Source organism: Streptomyces sp. NPDC041796 (assembly GCF_055590785.1).
The window spans coordinates 124,841-144,390 of record NZ_JBVJAH010000013.1 but is presented as its reverse complement, the minus strand read 5'-3'; the positions used below and the strand labels follow the sequence as shown (position 1 = coordinate 144,390).

The following is a 19,550-nucleotide window of genomic DNA, read 5'->3' as shown; positions in this document are numbered from 1 at the left end:
GTGACGAAACACCGAGGCGGAGTGTCGTACCCACGTGCGACACTCCGCCTCATGCTGGGTGTCACCGATCTGCCGACCTATCTCGCGGGCCTCGTCCTGATCATTCTGCTGCCGGGGCCGAATTCGCTGTACGTGCTGTCCGTCGCCGCCCGGCGCGGCATACGGACCGGGTACGTCGCCGCCTCCGGCGTGTGGTGCGGCGACACGGTCCTGATGACGCTGTCGGCGGCCGGTGTCGCCTCCCTGCTCCAGGCGAACGCGCTGCTGTTCGGGATCGTGAAATTCGCCGGCGCCGGGTACCTGACGTGGCTCGCCGTCGGAATGCTGCGGGCGGCCTGGTCGATGTGGCGGACCCGGCGGGAGCGGGTGGCCGAGGAGCTGGGCGAGGCCGGCCCGGCACCGGCCTCGGAGCGGCCGTTCCGGCGGGCCTTCGTCATCAGCCTGCTGAACCCCAAGGCGATCCTGTTCTTCATCGCCTTCTTCGTGCAGTTCGTCGACCCGGCGTACCAGTACCCCGCACTGTCCTTCGTGGTGCTCGGCACGCTCGCGCAGGCGGCGAGCGTCCTCTACCTCACCCTGCTGATATTCACCGGCACGCACCTGGCCGCCGCGTTCCGACGCCGCAAGCGGCTGTCCGCCACCGCCACCTCGGCGGCCGGCGCGCTGTTCCTCGGCTTCGCGGTGAAGCTCTCGCTCAGCAGCGCCGCCTGAGCGCCGGACGGGCTTGACCCTGACACCGTGTGAGGCCGTGTCGTAGGAGGCGTCATGTTCACCATCGGAGACTTCGCCCGCCACGGCCGGGTGTCGGTCCGGATGCTGCGCCACTACGACGCGATCGGACTGCTGCGCCCCGCCCATGTCGACCCGTACAGCGGCTACCGCTCCTACGAAGCCGGTCAGCTTGCCCGGCTCAACCGCGTCATCGCGCTCAAGGACCTCGGCTTCACGCTCGACCAGGTGCGGTCGATCCTCGACGAACAGGTCGGGCCCGAGGAACTGCGCGGGATGCTGCGGCTGCGGCAGGCCGAGCTGGAAACGGCGATGGGCCAGGCCGCCGCGCGGCTGGCGCAGGTCGGCGCGAGGCTCCGAGCCATCGAGAGCGAGGGACACATGTCCACACAGGACGTCGTGCTGAAGAGCGTTCCGGCCGCGCGGCTGGCCGTGCTGACGGGCGTCGCCGCGAGCTTCGAGCCGGCCGACGTCGGCCCCGTCATCGATCCGCTGTACGACGAGCTGTGCGCACGGCTGGAGGCCGCCGGGCTCAAGGACTTCGGCCCCGGGATCGCCTACTACGAGGACGCGCCGGCCGGTGACGGGACGATCGTCGTCCACGCGGGGATGACCGTGCCGGACGGCGTCACCGTGCCGGACGTGGAGATCGTCGTGCTGCCCGGCATCGAGCAGGCGGCGACCGTCGTCCACCGGGGGCCGCTGGAGGACGACCTCCTGGTGACCGCCCAGAACCTGGCCTCCTGGATCGACACCAACGGCTACCGCTCCACCGGATACACGCGCGAGCTGTACCTGGAGGTCCCGGAGGACCGCGCGCAGTGGGTCACCGAGCTCCAGGAGCCCGTCAGCCGCGCAACACCCGCCGGGTGAGCCGCCGCACCTGCCGGGCGGCCCGCCGGACCAGGGCGTGGCGCGGCACCGGCACGCCGCCCGGCAGGCCGAGCACGGTGAGGCGGCGGCGCTTGAAGTAGCGGCGCGTCCGGGCGTCCAGGTGGGCGGACAGGTACCGTTCGGCCGCCGGGCGGAGGTCCGGGCGGACCTGCGGCTGCATCGCGAAGCCCACGGCGTGCAGGAGACCGGTGAGGTCGTCCACGCCGTGGGTCTCGCCGCTCTCCAGGTCCGGCACCAGGGCGTCGGCGAGCGTCACCGGCACCCGGTTGCTGTTCTGGTACGGCGACAGCCGGTCCAGCAACGGGCCGGTGCCCAGGCGGGCGACCGGGACGCCGTAGAAGCGGGCCGCCGTGAACAGCCCGGTCGAGAAGCAGGCCACCACCAGCGCGGGCCGCAGCCGCCGGAACAGCACCTCCGCGAGAACCGGCCGGACCGGCACGGTCAGTTCGGCGCCCAGTTCCTCCGCCTCCCGCTCCAGCGCACGGGACCAGGACGCGGGCGCCATCGGGTGCGGCTTGAACACCAGCCGCCGGTGCCCGCGCGCCACCGCGCCGCGCACCATCCGTACGTGCAGGGCCTCCTCCTCGGCGGGGGAGAGGATGCCGAGGGCGGACAGGTACTGGCCCAGGAGCAGGGCGGAGCCCTCGGGTTCGTCGACGGCCTCGGCGTCCGCCAGCTCGTCCACCACCTTCGTGAACGCCTCCGTCGGCACCACCTCCGCCGCCGCCCCGAACTCCGCCAGCAGCAGCGGGCGCAGCCCCGGCACCAGGTCCAGGTGCAGCAGCCGCCGCACCCGCTCGCCGACCAGCGGGTCCAGCTTGTCGCGCGTCGGGCCGTAGCTCATCAGCCCGTCCGCGTACACGTCGATGGCCGCGTCCGGGAAAAGCTGCGCGACGCTGAGCGCGGGCGCGACATGGAGGGACTCGGCGACCAGCTCGACCGGTTCCTCGTCGCCCAGCCGCCACAGCAGCCGCAGGTACCGCTCCCACAACGGCACGTCGTCCGGCCGGGGCGACCAGCCGCCCGGGTGGAACGGCGCGACGGCGTCGTTCCACGACAGTACGGAGTCGAAACGGTCCCGCAGCCGCTCGAAACCGGGCATCCGGTCCAGGGGGACGGCCGTCTCGGGGACCGCCGCGTTGTTGGTGACCACCAGCAGCCTGCGGTCGGCGGGCGGGAAGCAGCCGCTGTCCAGGGCGGCGGCGAGGGTGACGGCGCCGTAGAGGGTGGAGGCGAGGAAGATCTGCGTGGTCATGCGGTGGCCTCCAGGGCGGCGGAGCCCGGTACGGGGCGGCGGCGCAGCCTGCGCAGCCGGGACGCCCGCTCGGCGTCCATCGTGTCGAGGGCGTCGTCGAGGATGTCCTGCGGCATCCGTTTCAGGGCCGCGGCGCTGAGCGTGCGCAATTTCCGGGCGACCGGCGCCTCGAACCGTTCCACCGAGCCCAGATGGTGCGCGATGATCGCGCAATAGGTGCGTACCGCTTTCGGCAGCAGCCTTTCCGCATCCACGTCCTCCGCCGTTTCCGACAACACCTGGTCGAAAGCGCGGATGAAATGAAGCCGGCGAATGTCGCCGATTTGTGTGAGGGACGTGGAGACACCGCGCCGGTAGAAGACCCCGAGCGTCCCGATCGCCGCGAAGGAATCCGCCTCGCGGTGCAGCCGCCATATCCACGGCCGGTCCTCGGCGGTGCGCAGACCGTCCGTGAAATGCAGCAGCCCCCGGTCGACCAGGCGCCGGTGGTACATCCCGGCCCACGCGTACGGGTAGTCCACCGACGTGGACCTCTCGGCCGGCAGTATGGCGTCGCGCGGCCTCAGCACCACCCCGCGCCGGCCCACCGGAACGCGGTGCACGGTACGGGACTTGGCGGTGCACCGCACATGGTCCGTACGGACGAAGTCGCAGCCCAGTCCCTCGATCGCGGCGAGGACCCGGGCGAAGTGGCCGGGTGCCAGCCAGTCGTCGCCGTCGAGGAACGCCAGGTACTCGCCACGGGCCGCGTCGATACCGGTGTTGCGGGCGGTCGCCAGCCCGCCGTTGCGTTCGTGGCGGAGCAGCACCGCCCCCGGGATGTCGCGCGCCGCGCGCGCGAGGAGCTCCGGCGTCCCGTCCGTCGAACAGTCGTCGACGAGCAGGAATTCGAAGTCCTCCCGGGCGTTGGCGCGCAGGCTCATGAGGGCGTCAGGGGCGTATGTCTGCACGTTGTGGAACGGCACGACGACGGAGAGCTTGACCACTCGCGAGACGCTAGGCGCAGCCGCCGTCATTCGACCCGACCGGGAAAGAGATGCGCGGTGAACACTGAGGGGCGCGCTTATTAACCGGGTCGCCGCCGGATTGCCGCCGGCCCCTGTTCACCGTTTGTTGCGGCCGAGTTGGGCCGAGCGGCCGTGCGTCTTTCTAACGTCCTCGGCGTGCCCTCACGCAATCGTGAAGCGGTGCGGGTCGCGGTACTCGCGGACTCCGACACCCGATGGAAATGGGGCGCCCTCACGGCGCGCCGCATCAGCCCGCCCGGTCACCGGGTGACCGGCTTCGTCCTGCGCGGCCGTGCCACGCCGACCCCGCGCCAGCTCGCCGAGGTCGGCGCGGACGTGGGCGCCCCCCGGGAGGTGACCGGGGCGGAGTTCCTCGCGGCGGTGCGGGAAGAGGCGTACGACGTGGTCGTCCTCGCGCTCGTCGGCGGCACGGTGCAGGCGATGCTGCACGGCCTGGCCGGGGTGGTGCTGCCACGCCGCCCGGTGGTCGTCACCGGCTATGTCGGCGTCGTGTACGAGAAGCTCGCCGACGGGCTGCTGCTGAGGCACGGCGCGGACGTCGTGCTCGCCAACTCCCGGGCCGACGCCCGGCGGTTCCGCGCGGTGTACGAGGGCGTCGGCGCCGACGCGTCGGCGGTGGTGGAGGCGGCGCTGCCGTTCCTCGGCGGGGGGCGGTACGCGCCGGTCCCGGACCGGGACACGGTCGTCTTCGCCGCCCAGCCGTCCGTGCCGGCGTCCCGGGACGAACGGGCCCACCTGCTGTGCCGGCTGGTCGAGCACGCCCGGCTCCACCCGCACCGCGAGGTGCTGCTCAAGCTCCGCTCCAAGCCGGGCGAGCACACCACGCACGTGGAGGAGCACCCGTACCAGAAGCTCGCCAAGGGCCCGCTCCCGCCCAACCTCCGGCTGGTCCACGGCCACATGGGCGAGGTCCTCGACCGGACCGACCTGCTGGTCACCGTCTCCTCCACGGCGGCCCTGGAGGCCCTGCACCGGGGCATCCCGACGGCGGTCCTGACCGACCTGGGCGTACGCGAGGCGCTCGGCAACCACCACTTCATCGGCTCGGGTCTGCTCACGTCCTGGGACCGGCTGGACGGCGGCCACCGCCCCCGGCCGGACGCCGCGTGGCTGGCGGACCAGGGCGTGGCGGCCGACGGCTCGTACGAGGGGGCCTTCGACGCCGCCCGCGCCCGCGTGCTCGACCTGCTCGCCGGGCCCCCGCTGCCGCCCGTCGCGCCCTACTACACGCCGGCGACCGCCCCCGGCTACCTGCCCGGGATCCTCGCCCGCCACCGCCTGGACGCCACCGAGCCGCCCGCCGCCGGCCCGGTGCGCCGCATGCTGCGCGACGCGGCACGCGGCGTCTACCGCCACGGGGTGCAGCGCGTGGCCCCGGTGATTCGCCGCCTGGGGGAGCTGTGACATCCCGAGCCGTGACGTCCGAAGCACAGCCGTCCCCAGCCGCGACGCCCCCAGCCGTGCCGTCCCCAGCCGTGACACCCCGAGCCGTGCCGTCCCCGGCCGTGACACCCCGAGCCGTGACGTCCCCAGCCGTGACACCCCGAGCACAGCCGTCCCCAGCCGTGACCGGCCACCGTGACGGTCCCACCCGCCCCACCGTCCTCGCCGTCATACCCGCCCGGGGCGGCTCCAAGGGCGTGCCCGGCAAGAACCTCGCGCCCGTCGGCGGCGTACCCCTGGTCGCCCGGGCGGTACGCGCCTGCCTGGGCGCCCGGCGGGTGACGGACGTCGTCGTCTCGACCGACGACCCCGCGATCGCGGACACCGCCCGCGCGGCCGGCGCCGAGGCGGTCCACCGCCCGGCGGGCCTCTCCGGCGACACGGCGACCAGCGAGGCGGCGGTGCTGCACGCGATGGACGCCTTCGAGGCCCTGCACGCCCGCCCCGCGGACGTCGTCCTGCTCGTCCAGTGCACCAGCCCGTTCCTGACCGCGTCGGACGTCGACGGTGTCGCCGGCCAGGTCCTGGAGGACGGCGCCGACACGGCCCTGACGGTCGCCCCGTCCCACGGCTTCCTCTGGCGGGACGCGCACGACGCCCTCGGGGTCAACCACGACAAGGCCCATCGCCCCCACCGCCAGGAGCGCGAGCCCGAGTACCTGGAGACGGGCGCCGCGTACGGCATGGAGGCGCGCGGGTTCCGGGAGCACGGGCACCGCTTCTTCGGCCGCACCGCGCTCGTCGTCACCGACCCCGCCCGCGTCCTGGAGATCGACGACCCGCACGACCTGGCCCGCGCCCGGGCGCTCGCGCCGCTGCTGGACGCGCCGGCCACCCCGACGCTCGACGACGTCGACGCCGTCGTCCTCGACTTCGACGGGACCCAGACCGACGACCGGGTGCTCGTCGACTCCGACGGGCGCGAACTCGTCGCCGTGCACCGCGGCGACGGACTCGGCGTCGCCGCGCTCCGCCGCGCCGGTGTCCGGCTGCTGATCCTGTCCACCGAGAAGAACCCCGTCGTCGCCGCCCGCGCCCGCAAACTGGCCGTCCCCGTCCTGCACGGCGTCGACCGCAAGGACCTGGCGCTCAAGCAGTGGTGCGACGACCACGCCGTCGACCCCGGGCGCGTGCTCTACGCCGGGAACGACGTCAACGACCTGCCCTGCCTCGGGCTCGTCGGCTGGCCCGTGGCCGTCGCCGACGCCCACGCCTCCGTACGCGCCGCCGCCCGCGCCGTCACCGCGACCCCCGGCGGCGCGGGGGCGGTCCGCGAGATCGCGACCTGGCTCCTCGGCCCCACCCTGCACACCCCCGCAACGTAAGGACGCACCATGAACTCCCGTCTGCGCAGCCTCGGCCGCAAGACCGCCGGCCCCGGCGAGCCCGTCTACGTCACCGGCGAGATCGGCATCAACCACAACGGTGACCTCGACAAGGCGATCGCCCTCATCGACGCCGCCGCCGACGCGGGCTGCGACGCCGTGAAGTTCCAGAAGCGCACGCCCGAGATCTGCACCCCCCGCGACCAGTGGGACATCGAGCGCGACACGCCCTGGGGCCGGATGACGTACATCGACTACCGCCACCGCGTGGAATTCGGCGAGGACGAGTACCGGGCCGTCGACGAGCACTGCCGCCAGCGCGGCATCGACTGGTTCGCCTCCCCGTGGGACACCGAGGCCGTGGCGTTCCTGGAGAAGTTCGACCTCCCCGCCCACAAGGTCGCCTCCGCGTCCCTCACCGACGACGAACTGCTGCGCACGCTGCGCGCCACCGGCCGTACGGTGATCCTCTCCACCGGCATGTCGACCCCCAAGCAGATCCGCCACGCCGTGGAGGTCCTCGGCAGCGACAACATCCTGCTGTGCCACGCCACGTCCACGTACCCGGCCAGGGCCGAGGAGCTGAACCTCCGCGTGATCCAGTCGCTGATGCGGGACTACCCCAACATCCCCATCGGCTACAGCGGCCACGAGACGGGCCTGCAGACCACCCTGGCCGCCGTCGCCCTGGGCGCCTGCTTCGTCGAGCGCCACATCACCCTCGACCGCGCCATGTGGGGCTCCGACCAGGCAGCCTCGGTCGAACCGGGCGGCCTCGCCCGCCTCGTACGCGACATCCGCACCATCGAGACCGCGCTCGGCGACGGCGTCAAGAGGGTGTACGAGTCCGAGCTGGGCCCCATGAAGAAGCTCCGCCGCGTCCCGGCCACGGTATGACGTCCCCGCCCCGGACCACCCCGTCGCACCTGGCCTTCGTCGAGAGCCCCGTCCAGCTCCTGAACGTCCTGGAGTGGACCCACCACGCCGGCCGCCCCGAGCTCGCCGTCACCGTCCTGTCGCCCACCGACCCCATGTCGCGCGGCCAGCTCCGCCGTATGGCCCAGCTCGCGCGCGACGAGGGGTTCACGGTCCGCTGGCAGGAGGCCCGCGGCGGCCGTGGCGCCCTGCTGCGGGCGCTGCGGGACCTGGCGCCGTCCCTGGCGCGCGCCGAGCGGGTGATCATCGGCGACCCGTTCTCCCGTTACGTACAGCTCCTGCTGACGCTCTTCGGGCCGCGTGCGCTCACGGTCGTCGACGACGGCACGGCCACCATGGAGTTCGCCGCCCAGCTCGCCCGGGGCGAACGGCTCGTGCGCTGGCACCGGCGCGGCGTCCGGGGCCCGCGCGAGCTGGCCCTCGCGCCGGTGGGCGCCCTCGCCCGCCGCCGTCTCGCCCCGGGGCGGGGCCGTGCGGTCGAGATCTTCACCGCCCTGCCGGTCGAGGCGCCCCCGGGCACCACGGTCACCGCGAACCGCTTCGCGTGGACCCGCGCCCGGTTCGGCCCGCCCAGTCTGACCCGGGGCGCGGACCTGGTGGGCACCTCGCTGGTGGAGACGGGCGTGGTGGACCCCGACCGGTACGTGGGCGCCGTCGCCGCGCTGGCGGCCGCCCACGGCGCCACGCGTTACTTCGCGCACCGCCGCGAGGGCGTGGAGAAGCTGCACCGGATAGCGGTGGAGACGGGGCTGGAGATCGTCCGGCCGGACCTGCCGCTGGAGCTGATCGCCCGGCGCGGCCCGATCGGCCGTACGGTGCTGAGCTTCCCCTCCACGGTCGTGCACACCCTCCCGGCGGCCCTCGGAGGCACCGGTGTCACGATCACCGTGTGCCGGATAGCGCCGGAGTGGCTCCGCGACACCGCCTCGCCGCGCGCGCAGGGATTCCTCGCGGGGGTGGCGGAGTCGGCACGCTCGGTGCACGGCCTGTCACTCACGGGTGCGTAGACGCCCCGCACCCTGGAGTCGATCACGAACGCGAACACCTGATCGGAACCCGACCGATAAAGATCAACACAAGCCCAAAAACGCGTGAGCTTACCCACTTCGTCCGGCCCTCAAGCCCGCCGTCCAGGCTTTCTTTCCCCTATCGGGCTGAAGTTTTGTAGATCACACGTTAGTTGAGGCCCAAACGCGCCTACCCTTTCATGGGTGAACAAGGTGATGTCCCGCGACCCCGAAACAGACGTTCCCGGCGATACGCCCCTCCTCGGCGCGCTGCCAGAGAGCCTGCGCGCCGAGTTGATCGCGTTCCGCCGGGATGTGCACATGCACCCCGAGCTGGGCTTCCAGGAGTTCCGCACCACCGCGGCGATCAAGACGCGCCTCGAAGCGGCGGGGCTCACGCCCCGGGTCCTGCCCGGCGGCACGGGGCTGACGTGCGACATCGGTACGTGGGACGGCGTACGCCCCATGCTGGCGATCCGCGCCGACATCGACGCGCTGCCCATCCCGGACACGAAGACGGACGTCCCGTACCGCTCCACCGTGCCCGACCGGGCCCACGCCTGCGGCCACGACGTGCACACCACCGTCGTTCTCGGCGCCGGTCTGGTGCTGGCGGACCTGGCCCGCGAGGGCCTGCTGCCCGGCGCCGTACGCCTGATCTTCCAGCCCGCCGAGGAGGTCATGCCGGGCGGCGCGATCACCGCCATCGACGCCGGCGTGCTGGACGGTGTGGGCCGCATCATCGCCGTGCACTGCGACCCGCGCGTGGACGCGGGCCGCATCGGGCTGCGCACCGGGGCGATCACCTCCGCCTGCGACCGCCTGGAGGTCACCCTCGACGGGCCCGGCGGCCACACCGCGCGCCCGCACCTGACGACCGACATGGTCACCGCCGCCGCCCGGGTCGCCGTCGACGCGCCCGCGCTGCTGTCCCGCCGGATCGACACCCGTGCCGGGCTGGTCCTGACCTGGGGCCGCATCGAGGCGGGGCACGCGCCCAACGTCATCCCCCAGCGGGCCGAGCTGGGCGGCACGGTCCGCTGCCTGGACCTGGAGGCCTGGCGGCACGCCCCGGACCAGGTGTACGCGGCGATCGACGAGGTGGCGACGCTGCACGGGGCCAAGTGCCAGATCGAGTACGTCCGGGGTGTCCCCCCGGTCGTCAACGACGCGTCCGTCGCACAGCTGCTGCACGACGCGATGGCCGCGCGCCTCGGCACGTACGCGATCGAGGACACCGAGCAGAGCCTCGGCGGCGAGGACTTCTCCTGGTACATGGAGCACGTCCCCGGCGCGATGGCCCGGCTGGGCGTCCGCCGCCCGGGTGATACGGCCCGGCTCGACCTCCACCGGGGCAACTTCGACGTCGACGAACGGGCCATCCAGGTCGGTGTCGAGCTGTTCACCGCCGCCGCCCTGATCGACGGCGGGCTCTGACCTCCACCGGACGGACGCGGCCTGCCCGTTCGGGGTGGGCCGAGCGTCCATTTCCGGTCACCAACGGGTAGGACACCACTACGCCCGGTGGCGGCATCGCGAAGGCCATCCGCTGTTCGCGTCGATCTGGTAACGGCTACCGAACAGGCCTTTACCTGACATCTACGCGCGTTACGATCGCCGCGAAACCAGCGCCGAGAAGAGGCGCTTAGGTCAGGTTGAAGGAGCCTCCCTTGCGCCGGATCACCAGGATCGCAACCGTGGGCGTCGCGTCCGCGGCTCTCGCACTCAGCGTCACCGCGTGTGGCGGAAAGTCGTCGTCCAGCGGTGGCGACGACCAGGACAAGGCGGCCATCGCCTACGACATCGGCGGCCGTGGCGACCAGTCGTTCAACGACGCCGCCTACGCCGGTCTGGCGAAGGCCGAGAAGGACCTCGGCATCGAGGGCACCGAGGCGGAGCCCAGCGAGGGTGAGGGTGACCCGGACAAGGTCCAGCGCCTGACCGAGCTGGCCCGCGCCGGCAACAACCCCGTCATCGGCGTCGGTTTCGCCTACGCGCCCGCCATCGCCGAGGTCGCGCCGAAGTTCCCGAAGACCACCTTCGGCCTGATCGACGACACCTCGAAGACCGGCAAGAACATCGCCAACCTGGTCTTCAACGAGGAGCAGGGCTCCTACCTGGCCGGTGTCGCCGCCGCCAAGGTGACCAAGACCAACACCGTCGGCTTCATCGGCGGTGTCGAGACCCCGCTGATCAAGAAGTTCGAGGCGGGTTACGTCCAGGGCGTCAAGGACACCAACAAGAACGTCAACGTCAAGGTCCAGTACCTGACGCAGCCGCCGGACTTCGGTGGCTTCTCCAAGCCGGACCTCGGCAAGGCCGCCGCCGAGGGGCAGCTCGACGCGGGCGCCGACGTGATCTACGCCGCCGCCGGTCTCGCCGGCTCGGGCTCGATCGAGGCCGCCGCCAAGGCCAAGAAGTGGGCCATCGGCGTCGACTCCGACCAGTACAACCAGAAGGGCCTCGCGGCCTACAAGGAGTACATCCTCACCTCGGTGACCAAGGACGTGGCCGACTCCGTCTACAACCTGATCAAGTCGGTCAAGGACGGCAAGCCGCAGTCCGGTGAGGTCCGTTACGGCCTCGACAAGGGCGGCGTGGGCCTGGCCACCTCCAACCCGGCCTACACCAAGCTGACCGACGTGACCGCCGCGGTGGAGAAGGCCAAGGCCGACATCATCGCCGGCAAGATCAAGGTCAAGACCGCTCCGTAACCGCGCGGCCGCGACCAGGTCCGCGGGTCCGGAGGGACGGTACGAGCCGTCCCTCCGGACCCGGACCATGTTCCGCCACGTCCGGGCCGTGCCGGGGGTTGCCCCCCGGTTTCTTCCCTTCGCCGTCGCTACGCGCGTAGACCCCCGCGTGGCGCGATAGCTTCGGCACCTGCCCCCCTGCTCCCGCTCCTGAAGCTCCTTTCCCGCCAAGGAGAGTGCGTCATCAACGCGTCCAGTCCGTCATCGCCGCCGGCTGCTCCCGCCGTGGAACTGCGCGGCATCACCAAGCGCTTCCCCGGCGTCGTCGCCAACCACGACATCGACATCACCATCCGCAAGGGCACCGTTCACGCCCTGGTCGGTGAGAACGGTGCCGGCAAGTCGACCCTGATGAAGATCCTCTACGGCATGCAGAAGCCGGACGAGGGCACCATCACGATCGACGGCAAGCAGGTCTCCTTCTCCAGCCCCGCCGACGCCATCGCGACCGGCATCGGCATGGTGCACCAGCACTTCATGCTGGCCGACAACCTCACCGTCCTGGAGAACGTGGTTCTCGGCGGCGAGAAGCTGTACGGCATCGGCGCCAAGGCCCGCAAGAAGATCATGGAGATCTCGGACGCGTACGGGCTGAACGTCCGCCCGGACGCCCTGGTCGAGCAGCTCGGTGTCGCCGACCGCCAGCGTGTGGAGATCCTCAAGGTCCTCTACCGCGGCGCCCGCACCCTGATCCTCGACGAGCCGACCGCCGTGCTCGTCCCGCAGGAGGTCGACGCACTCTTCGCCAACCTGCGCGAGCTCAAGGCCGAGGGCCTCACGGTCATCTTCATCTCGCACAAGCTGGGCGAGGTCCTCGCGGTCGCCGACGACATCACCGTCATCCGCCGCGGTACGACCGTCGGCACCGCCGACCCCCGGACCACCACCACCAAGCAGCTCGCCGAACTGATGGTCGGCACCGAGCTGCCGTCGCCGGAGACGCGGGAGTCGACGGTGACGGACGTCCCGATGCTCTCCGTCCAGGGCCTGCGGCTGACCGCCACCGACCCCGACGGCGTCGTCCGCGAGGTCCTCGACGGCATCGACTTCACCATCCACAAGGGCGAGGTCGTCGGCATCGCCGGCGTCGAGGGCAACGGCCAGACGGAGCTGATCGAGGCCCTGATGGGCCTGCGCACCCCGGACGGCGGTGTGATCAGCCTCGACGGGGCCGACATCTCGCACGCGCCGACCCGCAAGCGCCGCGAGGGCGGTATCGGTTACATCCCCGAGGACCGCCACCGCCACGGCCTGCTGCTGGAGTCCCCGCTGTGGGAGAACCGCATCCTCGGCCACGTCACCGAGGCGCCCAACAGCAAGCGCGGCATCCTCGACCCGAAGGCCGCCCGCAAGGACACCGAGCGGATCGTGCGCGAGTACGACGTGCGCACCCCCGGCATCGACGTCACCGCGGCCTCTCTCTCCGGCGGCAACCAGCAGAAGCTGATCGTCGGCCGCGAGATGAGCCACAACCCCAAGTTCCTGATCGCCGCCCACCCCACCCGTGGCGTGGACGTCGGCGCGCAGGCGCAGATCTGGGACCAGATCCGTGAGGCCCGTCGCGAGGGCCTGGCGGTGCTGCTGATCTCCGCCGACCTGGACGAGCTCATCGGGCTCTCCGACACCCTGCGGGTGATGTACCGCGGCCGGCTGGTCGCGGACGCGGACCCCGCCACGATCACCCCGGAGGAGCTGGGCTCGGCCATGACCGGCGCTGCCACCGGCCACCTTGAGCACAACGAGAACGGTGAGGGCCGATGAGGAAATTCGACAAGGACCGGCTGATCCTGGGCCTCGCCGGCCCGGTGCTCGCCCTGGTCGTGGCCTTCCTGCTCACGTCGGTGGTGCTGCTCCTCTCGGACCGTGATCCGTTCGAGCCGTACCGGATCATGGTGGAGAACGCCGAGTTCACCGACGTCCAGGTCCTCATCCTCAACCAGACCGGCACGTACTACCTCGCCGCGCTGGCGGTCGCCATCGGCTTCCGGATGAACCTGTTCAACATCGGTGTGGACGGGCAGTACCGCCTCGCGGCGATGCTCGCCGCGGTCGTCGGCGCCTCCGTCGAACTGCCCGGACCGCTGCACGTCCTGCTGATCGTGTTCGTCGCCATGTTCGTCGGCGCCTTCTGGGCCGGTATCGCGGGCATCCTCAAGACCACGCGCGGCGTCAGCGAGGTCGTCTCGACGATCATGCTCAACGCCATCGCGACCAGCCTCATCGCCTGGATGATCCTGCCCACCAACCTCGGTGTGCAGGCGGAGGGCTCCAACGACCTCACCACCGGTGAGATCGCCGAGTCCGGCTGGATCCCGGGCCTGGACGTCGACGGCGGCACCATCTACGGCTTCACCTTCGTGGCCTTCGCGCTCGGCATCGTCTACTGGTTCGTCCTCAACCGCACCCGCTTCGGCTTCGACCTGCGCGCCACCGGCGCCAGCGACTCGGCAGCCCAGGCGAGCGGCGTCGACGCCAAGAAGATGGTGCTCACCGCCATGCTGATCTCCGGCGCCGTCGCCGGTCTGACCGGCCTGCCGCTGCTGCTCGGCCAGACCCACACGTACAGCTTCAGCTTCCCGGCGGGCATCGGCTTCACCGGCATCACCATCGCCCTGCTCGGCCGCAACAGCCCCATCGGCATCTTCTTCGCCGCACTGCTGGTCGCCTTCCTCGACAAGGCCTCGGCCTCGCTGGACCAGTACGGCTACGAGAAGGAAATCGCCACGATCATGCAGGGCCTGATCGTGATCTCGGTGGTCGTCTCCTACGAGCTCGTCCGCCAGTACGGGCTGCGCCGGCAGCAGCAGAAGGTCGGCGAAGAACTTGCCGCCCAGGCCAAGAAGAAGGAGGCCGTGTCCTCATGAGTGAGTCCACGAGCACGGTTTCGGCCGCGGCGACCGCGCCGAAGAAGGGCGGCGGACGCCGCAAGCTGTCCCTGCCGGTCATCCTGCTGATCATCGCGGGCGGACTGCTTCTGTTCTCGCTGGTCCGGGTGATCAGCGGCGCCAACGACCTCACCTCGGTGGGCCAGGTCGCGGGCGCGCTCCAGCTCGCCGTGCCGATCGGTCTGGCCGGTCTCGGCGGTCTGTGGTCCGAGCGGGCTGGCGTGGTCAACATCGGCCTCGAAGGCATGATGATCCTCGGCACCTTCTTCGGTGCCTGGGCCGGCTACCAGTGGGGCCCGTGGACCGGCGTCCTGCTGGGCATCGTGGGCGGTGCGCTCGGCGGCCTGCTGCACGCGGTCATCACGGTCACCTTCAACGTGAACCACATCGTCTCCGGTGTGGCGATCACGATCCTGGCCACCGGCCTCACCCGCTACCTGGCCAACTTCACCTTCGCCGAGGCCGAGGGCGGCTCCTCCAAGCAGTCGCCGCGCATCGACGCGATCGACCGGATCACCATCCCCGGCCTGTCGGACGGGCTGGCCGACCTCCAGGCGAAGCACTGGTTCTTCATCTCCGACCTCGCCGGCCTCCTCGGCGGCCTGGTCACCGGCCTGTCGCTGCTGACCGTCCTCGCGCTGCTGCTGATCCCCGGCACCTGGTGGATCCTGTGGCGCACCTCGTTCGGCCTGCGCCTGCGGTCCTGCGGTGAGAACCCGATCGCCGCCGAGTCCCTCGGCGTCAACGTCTACAAGTACAAGTACATCGCCGTCATCGTCTCCGGCGCCCTCGCGGGCCTGGGCGGTGCCTTCCTCGCCATCGTCTCCACCGGCATCTACCAGGAGGGCCAGACCGGCGGCCGCGGTTACATCGGCCTCGCCGCGATGATCTTCGGCAACTGGATGCCGGGCGGCATGGCCCTCGGCGCCGGACTGTTCGGCTTCACCGACAGCCTCAAGCTGCGCGGCGGTGCCGAGAACGTCCACGCGATGCTCCTGCTGCTGGCGATCCTGCTGGTGGCGATGATGCTCTGGCAGCTCTACAAGAAGAAGTACGTGAGCGCGGCCGTCGCCACCGTCGTCGCGGCGGGTCTCTTCGTCTGGTACGCCTTCACCGAGGCCCTGCCCAGCCAGTTCGTGGACGCCGCGCCGTACGTCACCACGCTGCTGGTGCTGGCGCTGTCCGCACAGCGGCTCCGCATGCCGAAGGCGGACGGCATGCCCTACAAGAGGGGCCAGGGCAAGTGACCGACGAGGCCTGGGAGGCCCTGCGCCAAGCCGCCCGGGACGCCATGTCCCACGCGTACGCCCCGTACTCGGGCTACGCGGTGGGCGCGGCGGCCCTGGTCGACGACGGGCGCACGGTCACCGGCTGCAACGTGGAGAACGCCTCGTACGGCATCGGCCTGTGCGCCGAGTGCGGGCTCGTCTCCCAGCTCCAGGCCACCGGCGGCGGACGGCTGACGCATTTCGTGTGCGTGGACGGGCGTGGCCAGGTCCTGGTGCCGTGCGGCCGCTGCCGGCAGCTGCTGTACGAGTTCGGCGGCGACGAACTGCTGCTGGACACGCCGGCGGGCGTGCTGACGCTCGCCGCGATGCTGCCGCAGGCGTTCGGGCCGCAGCACCTCGCTTAAGACGGGACGACCCTTCCGCGCTGTCCGCGGAGGGGTCGTCCTTCTCCACCCCTCTTCCTCTATGCGCGTAGAGTCGCGTGTGCAGGACTGTCCCACCCCGCTGGAAGGAACCCTTTAGGCCATGGACGCGATTTCCGTCATCCGCACCAAGCGGGACCGGGGCGAGCTGAGCCCCGAGCAGATCGACTGGGTCATCGACGCCTACACGCGCGGCGAGGTCGCCGACGAGCAGATGTCCGCGCTCGCCATGGCGATCCTGCTGAACGGCATGAACCGTACGGAGATCGCCCGCTGGACCGCCGCGATGATCGCCAGCGGCGAGCGGATGGACTTCTCCTCCCTGTCCCGGCCCACCGCCGACAAGCACTCCACCGGTGGCGTCGGCGACAAGATCACCCTGCCGCTCGCCCCGCTGGTCGCGGCCTGCGGCGCCGCCGTGCCGCAGCTTTCCGGCCGGGGCCTCGGCCACACCGGCGGCACGCTCGACAAGCTGGAGTCCATCCCCGGCTGGCGCGCCCTCCTCTCCAACGAGGAGATGCTGCACGTCCTCGACACCACCGGCGCGGTCATCTGCGCGGCGGGCGACGGCCTCGCCCCCGCCGACAAGAAGCTGTACGCGTTGCGCGACGTCACCGGCACGGTCGAGGCGATCCCGCTGATCGCGTCCTCGATCATGTCCAAGAAGATCGCCGAGGGCACCGGCTCGCTGGTCCTGGACGTCAAGGTCGGCTCCGGCGCGTTCATGAAGAACATCGCCGACGCCCGTGTGCTCGCCTCCACCATGGTGGGCCTGGGCACCGACCACGGCGTGAAGACGGTCGCCCTCCTCACCGACATGTCGACCCCGCTCGGCCTGACCGCGGGCAACGCCCTGGAGGTCCGCGAGTCCGTCGAGGTCCTCGCGGGCGGCGGCCCCGCCGACGTCGTGGAGCTCACCATCGCGCTCGCCCGCGAGATGCTCGACGCGGCCGGAATCAAGGACGCCGACCCGGCGAAGGCCCTCGCCGACGGCTCCGCGATGGACGTCTGGCGCCGCATGATCGCCGCGCAGGGCGGCGACCCGGACGCCACCCTCCCGGTCGCCCGTGAGCAGCACGTCGTCACCGCACCCTCTTCGGGCGTCCTCACCCGCCTCGACGCGTACGGCGTCGGCGTCGCCGCCTGGCGCCTCGGCGCGGGTCGCGCGCGCAAGGAGGACCCGGTCCAGGCGGGCGCCGGCATCGAGATCCACGCCAAGCCGGGCGACACCGTCACGGCGGGCCAGCCGCTGCTGACCCTCCACACGGACACCCCGGAGAAGTTCGACTACGCCCTGCAGTCCCTGGACGGCACCTACGACATCGCCGCCGCGGGCACGGCGTACGAGCCGACCCCGGTCGTGCTGGAACGCATCGCCTGACACTCGCACGGCTGAACGGGACCGATGGACCTCCATCGGTCCCGTTCGGCATGCTGGGCGAGCCCAGGAACTCCCTCTACCGTGTGCTCGACACGGTGAAGTACGGCGAGGGCATCCACCTCCCGGCCCCCTTCGACGTCACCCTCGACACCAGCGCCTTCCCCGTCGGCTGATCCGCCCGCGTACATGGCGGCCATCGATGAGTTCCGCCCCCGGCGCGGGTCTCCTCCCTGTGGACACCACGGATCCGAAAGTCTTCCGCGTCGTCGGCGTGATCGAGCCCGCCGACGTCCCCCGACTCTGCGAGGAGCTGACCGCGCTGCTCGGTGAGCGGGACGGCCCCGACGTCATCTGCGACGTCGGCGGCGTCACCCGGCCGGGCCTCGCCACCGCCGAGGCACTGGCCCGGCTCCGCCTGACCGCTCAGCGGCTGGGCCGCCGGATGACCGTACGCGACGCCCAGCCCGCCCTCCGGGCGCTGCTGGAGCTCGTCGGGCTCGACGGCCTCCTCACGCCTCCAGCCGCTCCGGAAGATCGAACAACGGGAACCAGCGCTTCACGTCCAGGAACGACGTGATGCCCGAAACCTTCCCGTCCACGATCTCGATGACCATCAGCGCCCACGGGCTGAAACCGCCCTCCGGGTCGGGGTGGTAGTGCGCGAACGCGGGGGTGCCGTTGGCCACCACCGGCACCAGCCGCGAGCCCCGGCACACCTCGCCGACGCCCAGCATCCATCCGACGATGTCGTCGTGGCCCCGGAGCCACAGGTCGTAGGGCGGCATGGACAGCGTGGCGTCCTCGTGGAGCAGCGCCGTCAGGGCGGCCATGTCGTACCCCTCGAAAGCCGCCACGTACCGGTCGAGGAGCTTCTTCTGCTCCTCGTCGAGCGGGTCGGCCGTGTCCGTCTTCGCCGGCTCGGACTCCGCGAGCGTCGCCCGGGCCCGCTGGAGCGCGCTGTTGACCGACGCGACCGAGGTGCCGAGCAGCTCCGCCACCTCGCTCGCCTTCCACGCGAGCACCTCGCGCAGGATCAGCACCGCCCGCTGCTTCGGCGGCAGGTGCTGGAGCGCGGCCACGAACGCGAGCCGCACCGATTCCTTCGCCACCGCCGTCTCCGCCGGGTCGGCGACCGACGGCAGCACCCGCCCGTCCGGCACCGGCTCCAGCCAGGTGACCTCCGGACGGGAGTTGAGCTGTGCCTGGGCCACCGGTGTCGGCGCGGTCAGGTCCATCGGCCGCGCCCGCCTGTTGCCCGCGTTCAACGCGTCCAGGCACACGTTCGTCGCGATGCGGTACAGCCAGGACCGCACCGAGGACCGGCCCTCGAACTTCTCGAAGCTCCGCCACGCCCGGACCATGGTGTCCTGGACGGCGTCCTCCGCCTCGAAGGCCGACCCCAGCATGCGGTAGCAGTACCCGGTCAGCTCGGTCCGGTACTGCTCCAGACTCGCCACATCGCTCGCCACATCCGTCATCGCGTCCACCCCGACTCGCGCTTCCCATGCCTCACGACGGAAGCTACAGGAGGGGACTGACAGTGCGGGTCACGTCCCGGGCTTGCGCCCGTAGACGAACACGTCGTCGCCGTTCCTCAGCATGTTCCAGTACGCCTTGGCGTCCGCCTCGCGCATGTTGACGCAGCCGCGCGAGCCGGGCGGGTTGTACATCGACTTGCCGACCGAGTGGAACGCCTGGCCGCCGTCGAAGAACTGCGCGTACGGCATCCGCACCTTGTAGAGCGTCGACCAGTGGTTGATGTTGCGGTGGTAGATCTTCCTCGCGCCGGTACGGGTCTCGTCGCCGTCACGGCCGGTCCGCACCGGCACCGGCCCGTACGCGAGCTTGGCGCCGTCCTGGATCCAGCTGAGCTGCCGCGTCAGGTCCACGCACGCGATCCGCCCCTTGTCGGTGGGGCACTTCCCCGCCGCGTTGGGGTTCTTCCCCGCAGCCCGCTGCTGGAGGATCGTGTTCATCGTGCGCCAGGTGATCTCCCCCGCGTACCCGATGGTGGGGGTGATCCCGTGCCAGCGCTGGAACGTCTGTATCGCCTTGCAGTCGGCCGGCGACTGCTTCCCGTCCACCGGCCGGCCCATGAACTTCTCGACCTGCCGCTGGTACGGCCCGGTCGACGTCGTACAGGACGCCGCCTGGGCCGGCGCGGCGCCCAGCGCGACCGTCAGCGGCACGACGAGTCCCGTGAGCCCGAGCGCGACCCCGGCCCGTCTGCGAATCCCACCCACGTACACCACTCCCCCTGGAG

Annotated in this window: 19 protein-coding genes; 15 read left to right on the top strand and 4 right to left on the bottom strand. The window is 71.5% G+C overall.

Going from position 1 to position 19,550, the window contains the following annotated elements; translation table 11 throughout:
* The first annotated feature begins 51 nt into the window (after positions 1-51).
* Together leuE and ACZ6C1_RS26005 are read left to right on the top strand one after the other, a co-directional pair.
* Positions 52-711, top strand: coding sequence for a leucine efflux protein LeuE (leuE, locus tag ACZ6C1_RS26010; RefSeq protein WP_469243706.1), 660 nt, complete (start codon positions 52-54; stop codon positions 709-711).
* A 54-nt stretch (positions 712-765) separates the two neighbouring features.
* Positions 766-1,602 carry a MerR family transcriptional regulator gene (locus tag ACZ6C1_RS26005; RefSeq protein ID WP_469243704.1) on the top strand — a complete coding sequence of 279 codons (837 nt, stop codon included), beginning with the start codon at positions 766-768 and terminating at the stop codon, positions 1,600-1,602.
* On the opposite strand, the gene ACZ6C1_RS26000 is transcribed toward ACZ6C1_RS26005, so the two are convergent.
* Both ACZ6C1_RS26000 and ACZ6C1_RS25995 read right to left on the bottom strand, forming a co-directional pair.
* On the bottom strand, positions 1,577-2,878 hold the full coding sequence (locus ACZ6C1_RS26000; protein WP_469243703.1) for a polysialyltransferase family glycosyltransferase: 1,302 nt from the start codon (positions 2,876-2,878) through the stop codon (positions 1,577-1,579). The two genes, ACZ6C1_RS26005 and ACZ6C1_RS26000, sit on opposite strands and share 26 nt — an antisense overlap.
* Positions 2,875-3,864, bottom strand: a complete 990-nt coding sequence (locus ACZ6C1_RS25995) for a glycosyltransferase family 2 protein (protein WP_469243701.1) — start codon at positions 3,862-3,864, stop codon at positions 2,875-2,877. The genes ACZ6C1_RS26000 and ACZ6C1_RS25995 overlap by 4 nt, the downstream gene beginning before the upstream one ends.
* Positions 3,865-4,041: 177 nt before the next feature.
* On the opposite strand from ACZ6C1_RS25995, the gene ACZ6C1_RS25990 reads away from it, so the two are divergent.
* From ACZ6C1_RS25990 to ACZ6C1_RS25930, 13 genes are all read left to right on the top strand, one after another.
* Positions 4,042-5,310: a DUF6716 putative glycosyltransferase gene (locus tag ACZ6C1_RS25990; protein WP_469243699.1), complete on the top strand. Its 1,269-nt coding sequence runs from the start codon at positions 4,042-4,044 to the stop codon at positions 5,308-5,310.
* Positions 5,311-5,471: 161 nt separating this feature from the next.
* Positions 5,472-6,674 carry a cytidylyltransferase domain-containing protein gene (locus tag ACZ6C1_RS25985; protein WP_469243696.1) on the top strand — a complete coding sequence of 401 codons (1,203 nt, stop codon included), beginning with the start codon at positions 5,472-5,474 and terminating at the stop codon, positions 6,672-6,674.
* Positions 6,675-6,683: 9 nt separating this feature from the next.
* Positions 6,684-7,571 carry an N-acetylneuraminate synthase family protein gene (locus ACZ6C1_RS25980; RefSeq protein ID WP_469243695.1) on the top strand — a complete coding sequence of 296 codons (888 nt, stop codon included), beginning with the start codon at positions 6,684-6,686 and terminating at the stop codon, positions 7,569-7,571.
* A complete protein-coding gene (locus ACZ6C1_RS25975) occupies positions 7,568-8,617 on the top strand; it encodes a hypothetical protein (RefSeq protein WP_469243693.1) in 1,050 nt (349 codons plus the stop codon). Before ACZ6C1_RS25980 ends, ACZ6C1_RS25975 begins: the two co-directional genes overlap by 4 nt.
* Before the next feature lie 216 nt (positions 8,618-8,833).
* Positions 8,834-10,054, top strand: coding sequence for an amidohydrolase (locus tag ACZ6C1_RS25970; RefSeq protein ID WP_469243842.1), 1,221 nt, complete (start codon positions 8,834-8,836; stop codon positions 10,052-10,054).
* Between the two features lie 233 nt (positions 10,055-10,287).
* A complete protein-coding gene (locus ACZ6C1_RS25965) occupies positions 10,288-11,331 on the top strand; it encodes a BMP family lipoprotein (RefSeq protein WP_469243691.1) in 1,044 nt (347 codons plus the stop codon).
* Between the two features lie 222 nt (positions 11,332-11,553).
* Positions 11,554-13,131: an ABC transporter ATP-binding protein gene (locus tag ACZ6C1_RS25960; RefSeq protein ID WP_469243840.1), complete on the top strand. Its 1,578-nt coding sequence runs from the start codon at positions 11,554-11,556 to the stop codon at positions 13,129-13,131.
* Positions 13,128-14,234 (top strand): ABC transporter permease, encoded by a 1,107-nt coding sequence (locus tag ACZ6C1_RS25955; protein WP_469243689.1) that lies wholly within the window; start codon positions 13,128-13,130, stop codon positions 14,232-14,234. The genes ACZ6C1_RS25960 and ACZ6C1_RS25955 overlap by 4 nt, the downstream gene beginning before the upstream one ends.
* Positions 14,231-15,502: an ABC transporter permease gene (locus tag ACZ6C1_RS25950; RefSeq protein WP_469243687.1), complete on the top strand. Its 1,272-nt coding sequence runs from the start codon at positions 14,231-14,233 to the stop codon at positions 15,500-15,502. Before ACZ6C1_RS25955 ends, ACZ6C1_RS25950 begins: the two co-directional genes overlap by 4 nt.
* Positions 15,499-15,888 (top strand): cytidine deaminase, encoded by a 390-nt coding sequence (locus ACZ6C1_RS25945; RefSeq protein WP_469243686.1) that lies wholly within the window; start codon positions 15,499-15,501, stop codon positions 15,886-15,888. The genes ACZ6C1_RS25950 and ACZ6C1_RS25945 overlap by 4 nt, the downstream gene beginning before the upstream one ends.
* A 121-nt stretch (positions 15,889-16,009) precedes the next feature.
* A complete protein-coding gene (locus ACZ6C1_RS25940) occupies positions 16,010-17,287 on the top strand; it encodes a thymidine phosphorylase (RefSeq protein WP_469243684.1) in 1,278 nt (425 codons plus the stop codon).
* A 50-nt stretch (positions 17,288-17,337) separates the two neighbouring features.
* Positions 17,338-17,460, top strand: coding sequence for a hypothetical protein (locus ACZ6C1_RS25935; RefSeq protein ID WP_469243681.1), 123 nt, complete (start codon positions 17,338-17,340; stop codon positions 17,458-17,460).
* Between the two features lie 26 nt (positions 17,461-17,486).
* Positions 17,487-17,864, top strand: a complete 378-nt coding sequence (locus ACZ6C1_RS25930) for an STAS domain-containing protein (RefSeq protein ID WP_469243680.1) — start codon at positions 17,487-17,489, stop codon at positions 17,862-17,864.
* Here the strand turns inward: ACZ6C1_RS25930 and ACZ6C1_RS25925 are convergent.
* Complete coding sequence (locus ACZ6C1_RS25925; protein WP_469243678.1) at positions 17,797-18,765, bottom strand: sigma-70 family RNA polymerase sigma factor; 969 nt, start codon at positions 18,763-18,765, stop codon at positions 17,797-17,799. The two genes, ACZ6C1_RS25930 and ACZ6C1_RS25925, sit on opposite strands and share 68 nt — an antisense overlap.
* Before the next feature lie 69 nt (positions 18,766-18,834).
* Positions 18,835-19,530 carry a L,D-transpeptidase family protein gene (locus ACZ6C1_RS25920; RefSeq protein WP_469243676.1) on the bottom strand — a complete coding sequence of 232 codons (696 nt, stop codon included), beginning with the start codon at positions 19,528-19,530 and terminating at the stop codon, positions 18,835-18,837.
* Positions 19,531-19,550: the final 20 nt, after the last annotated feature.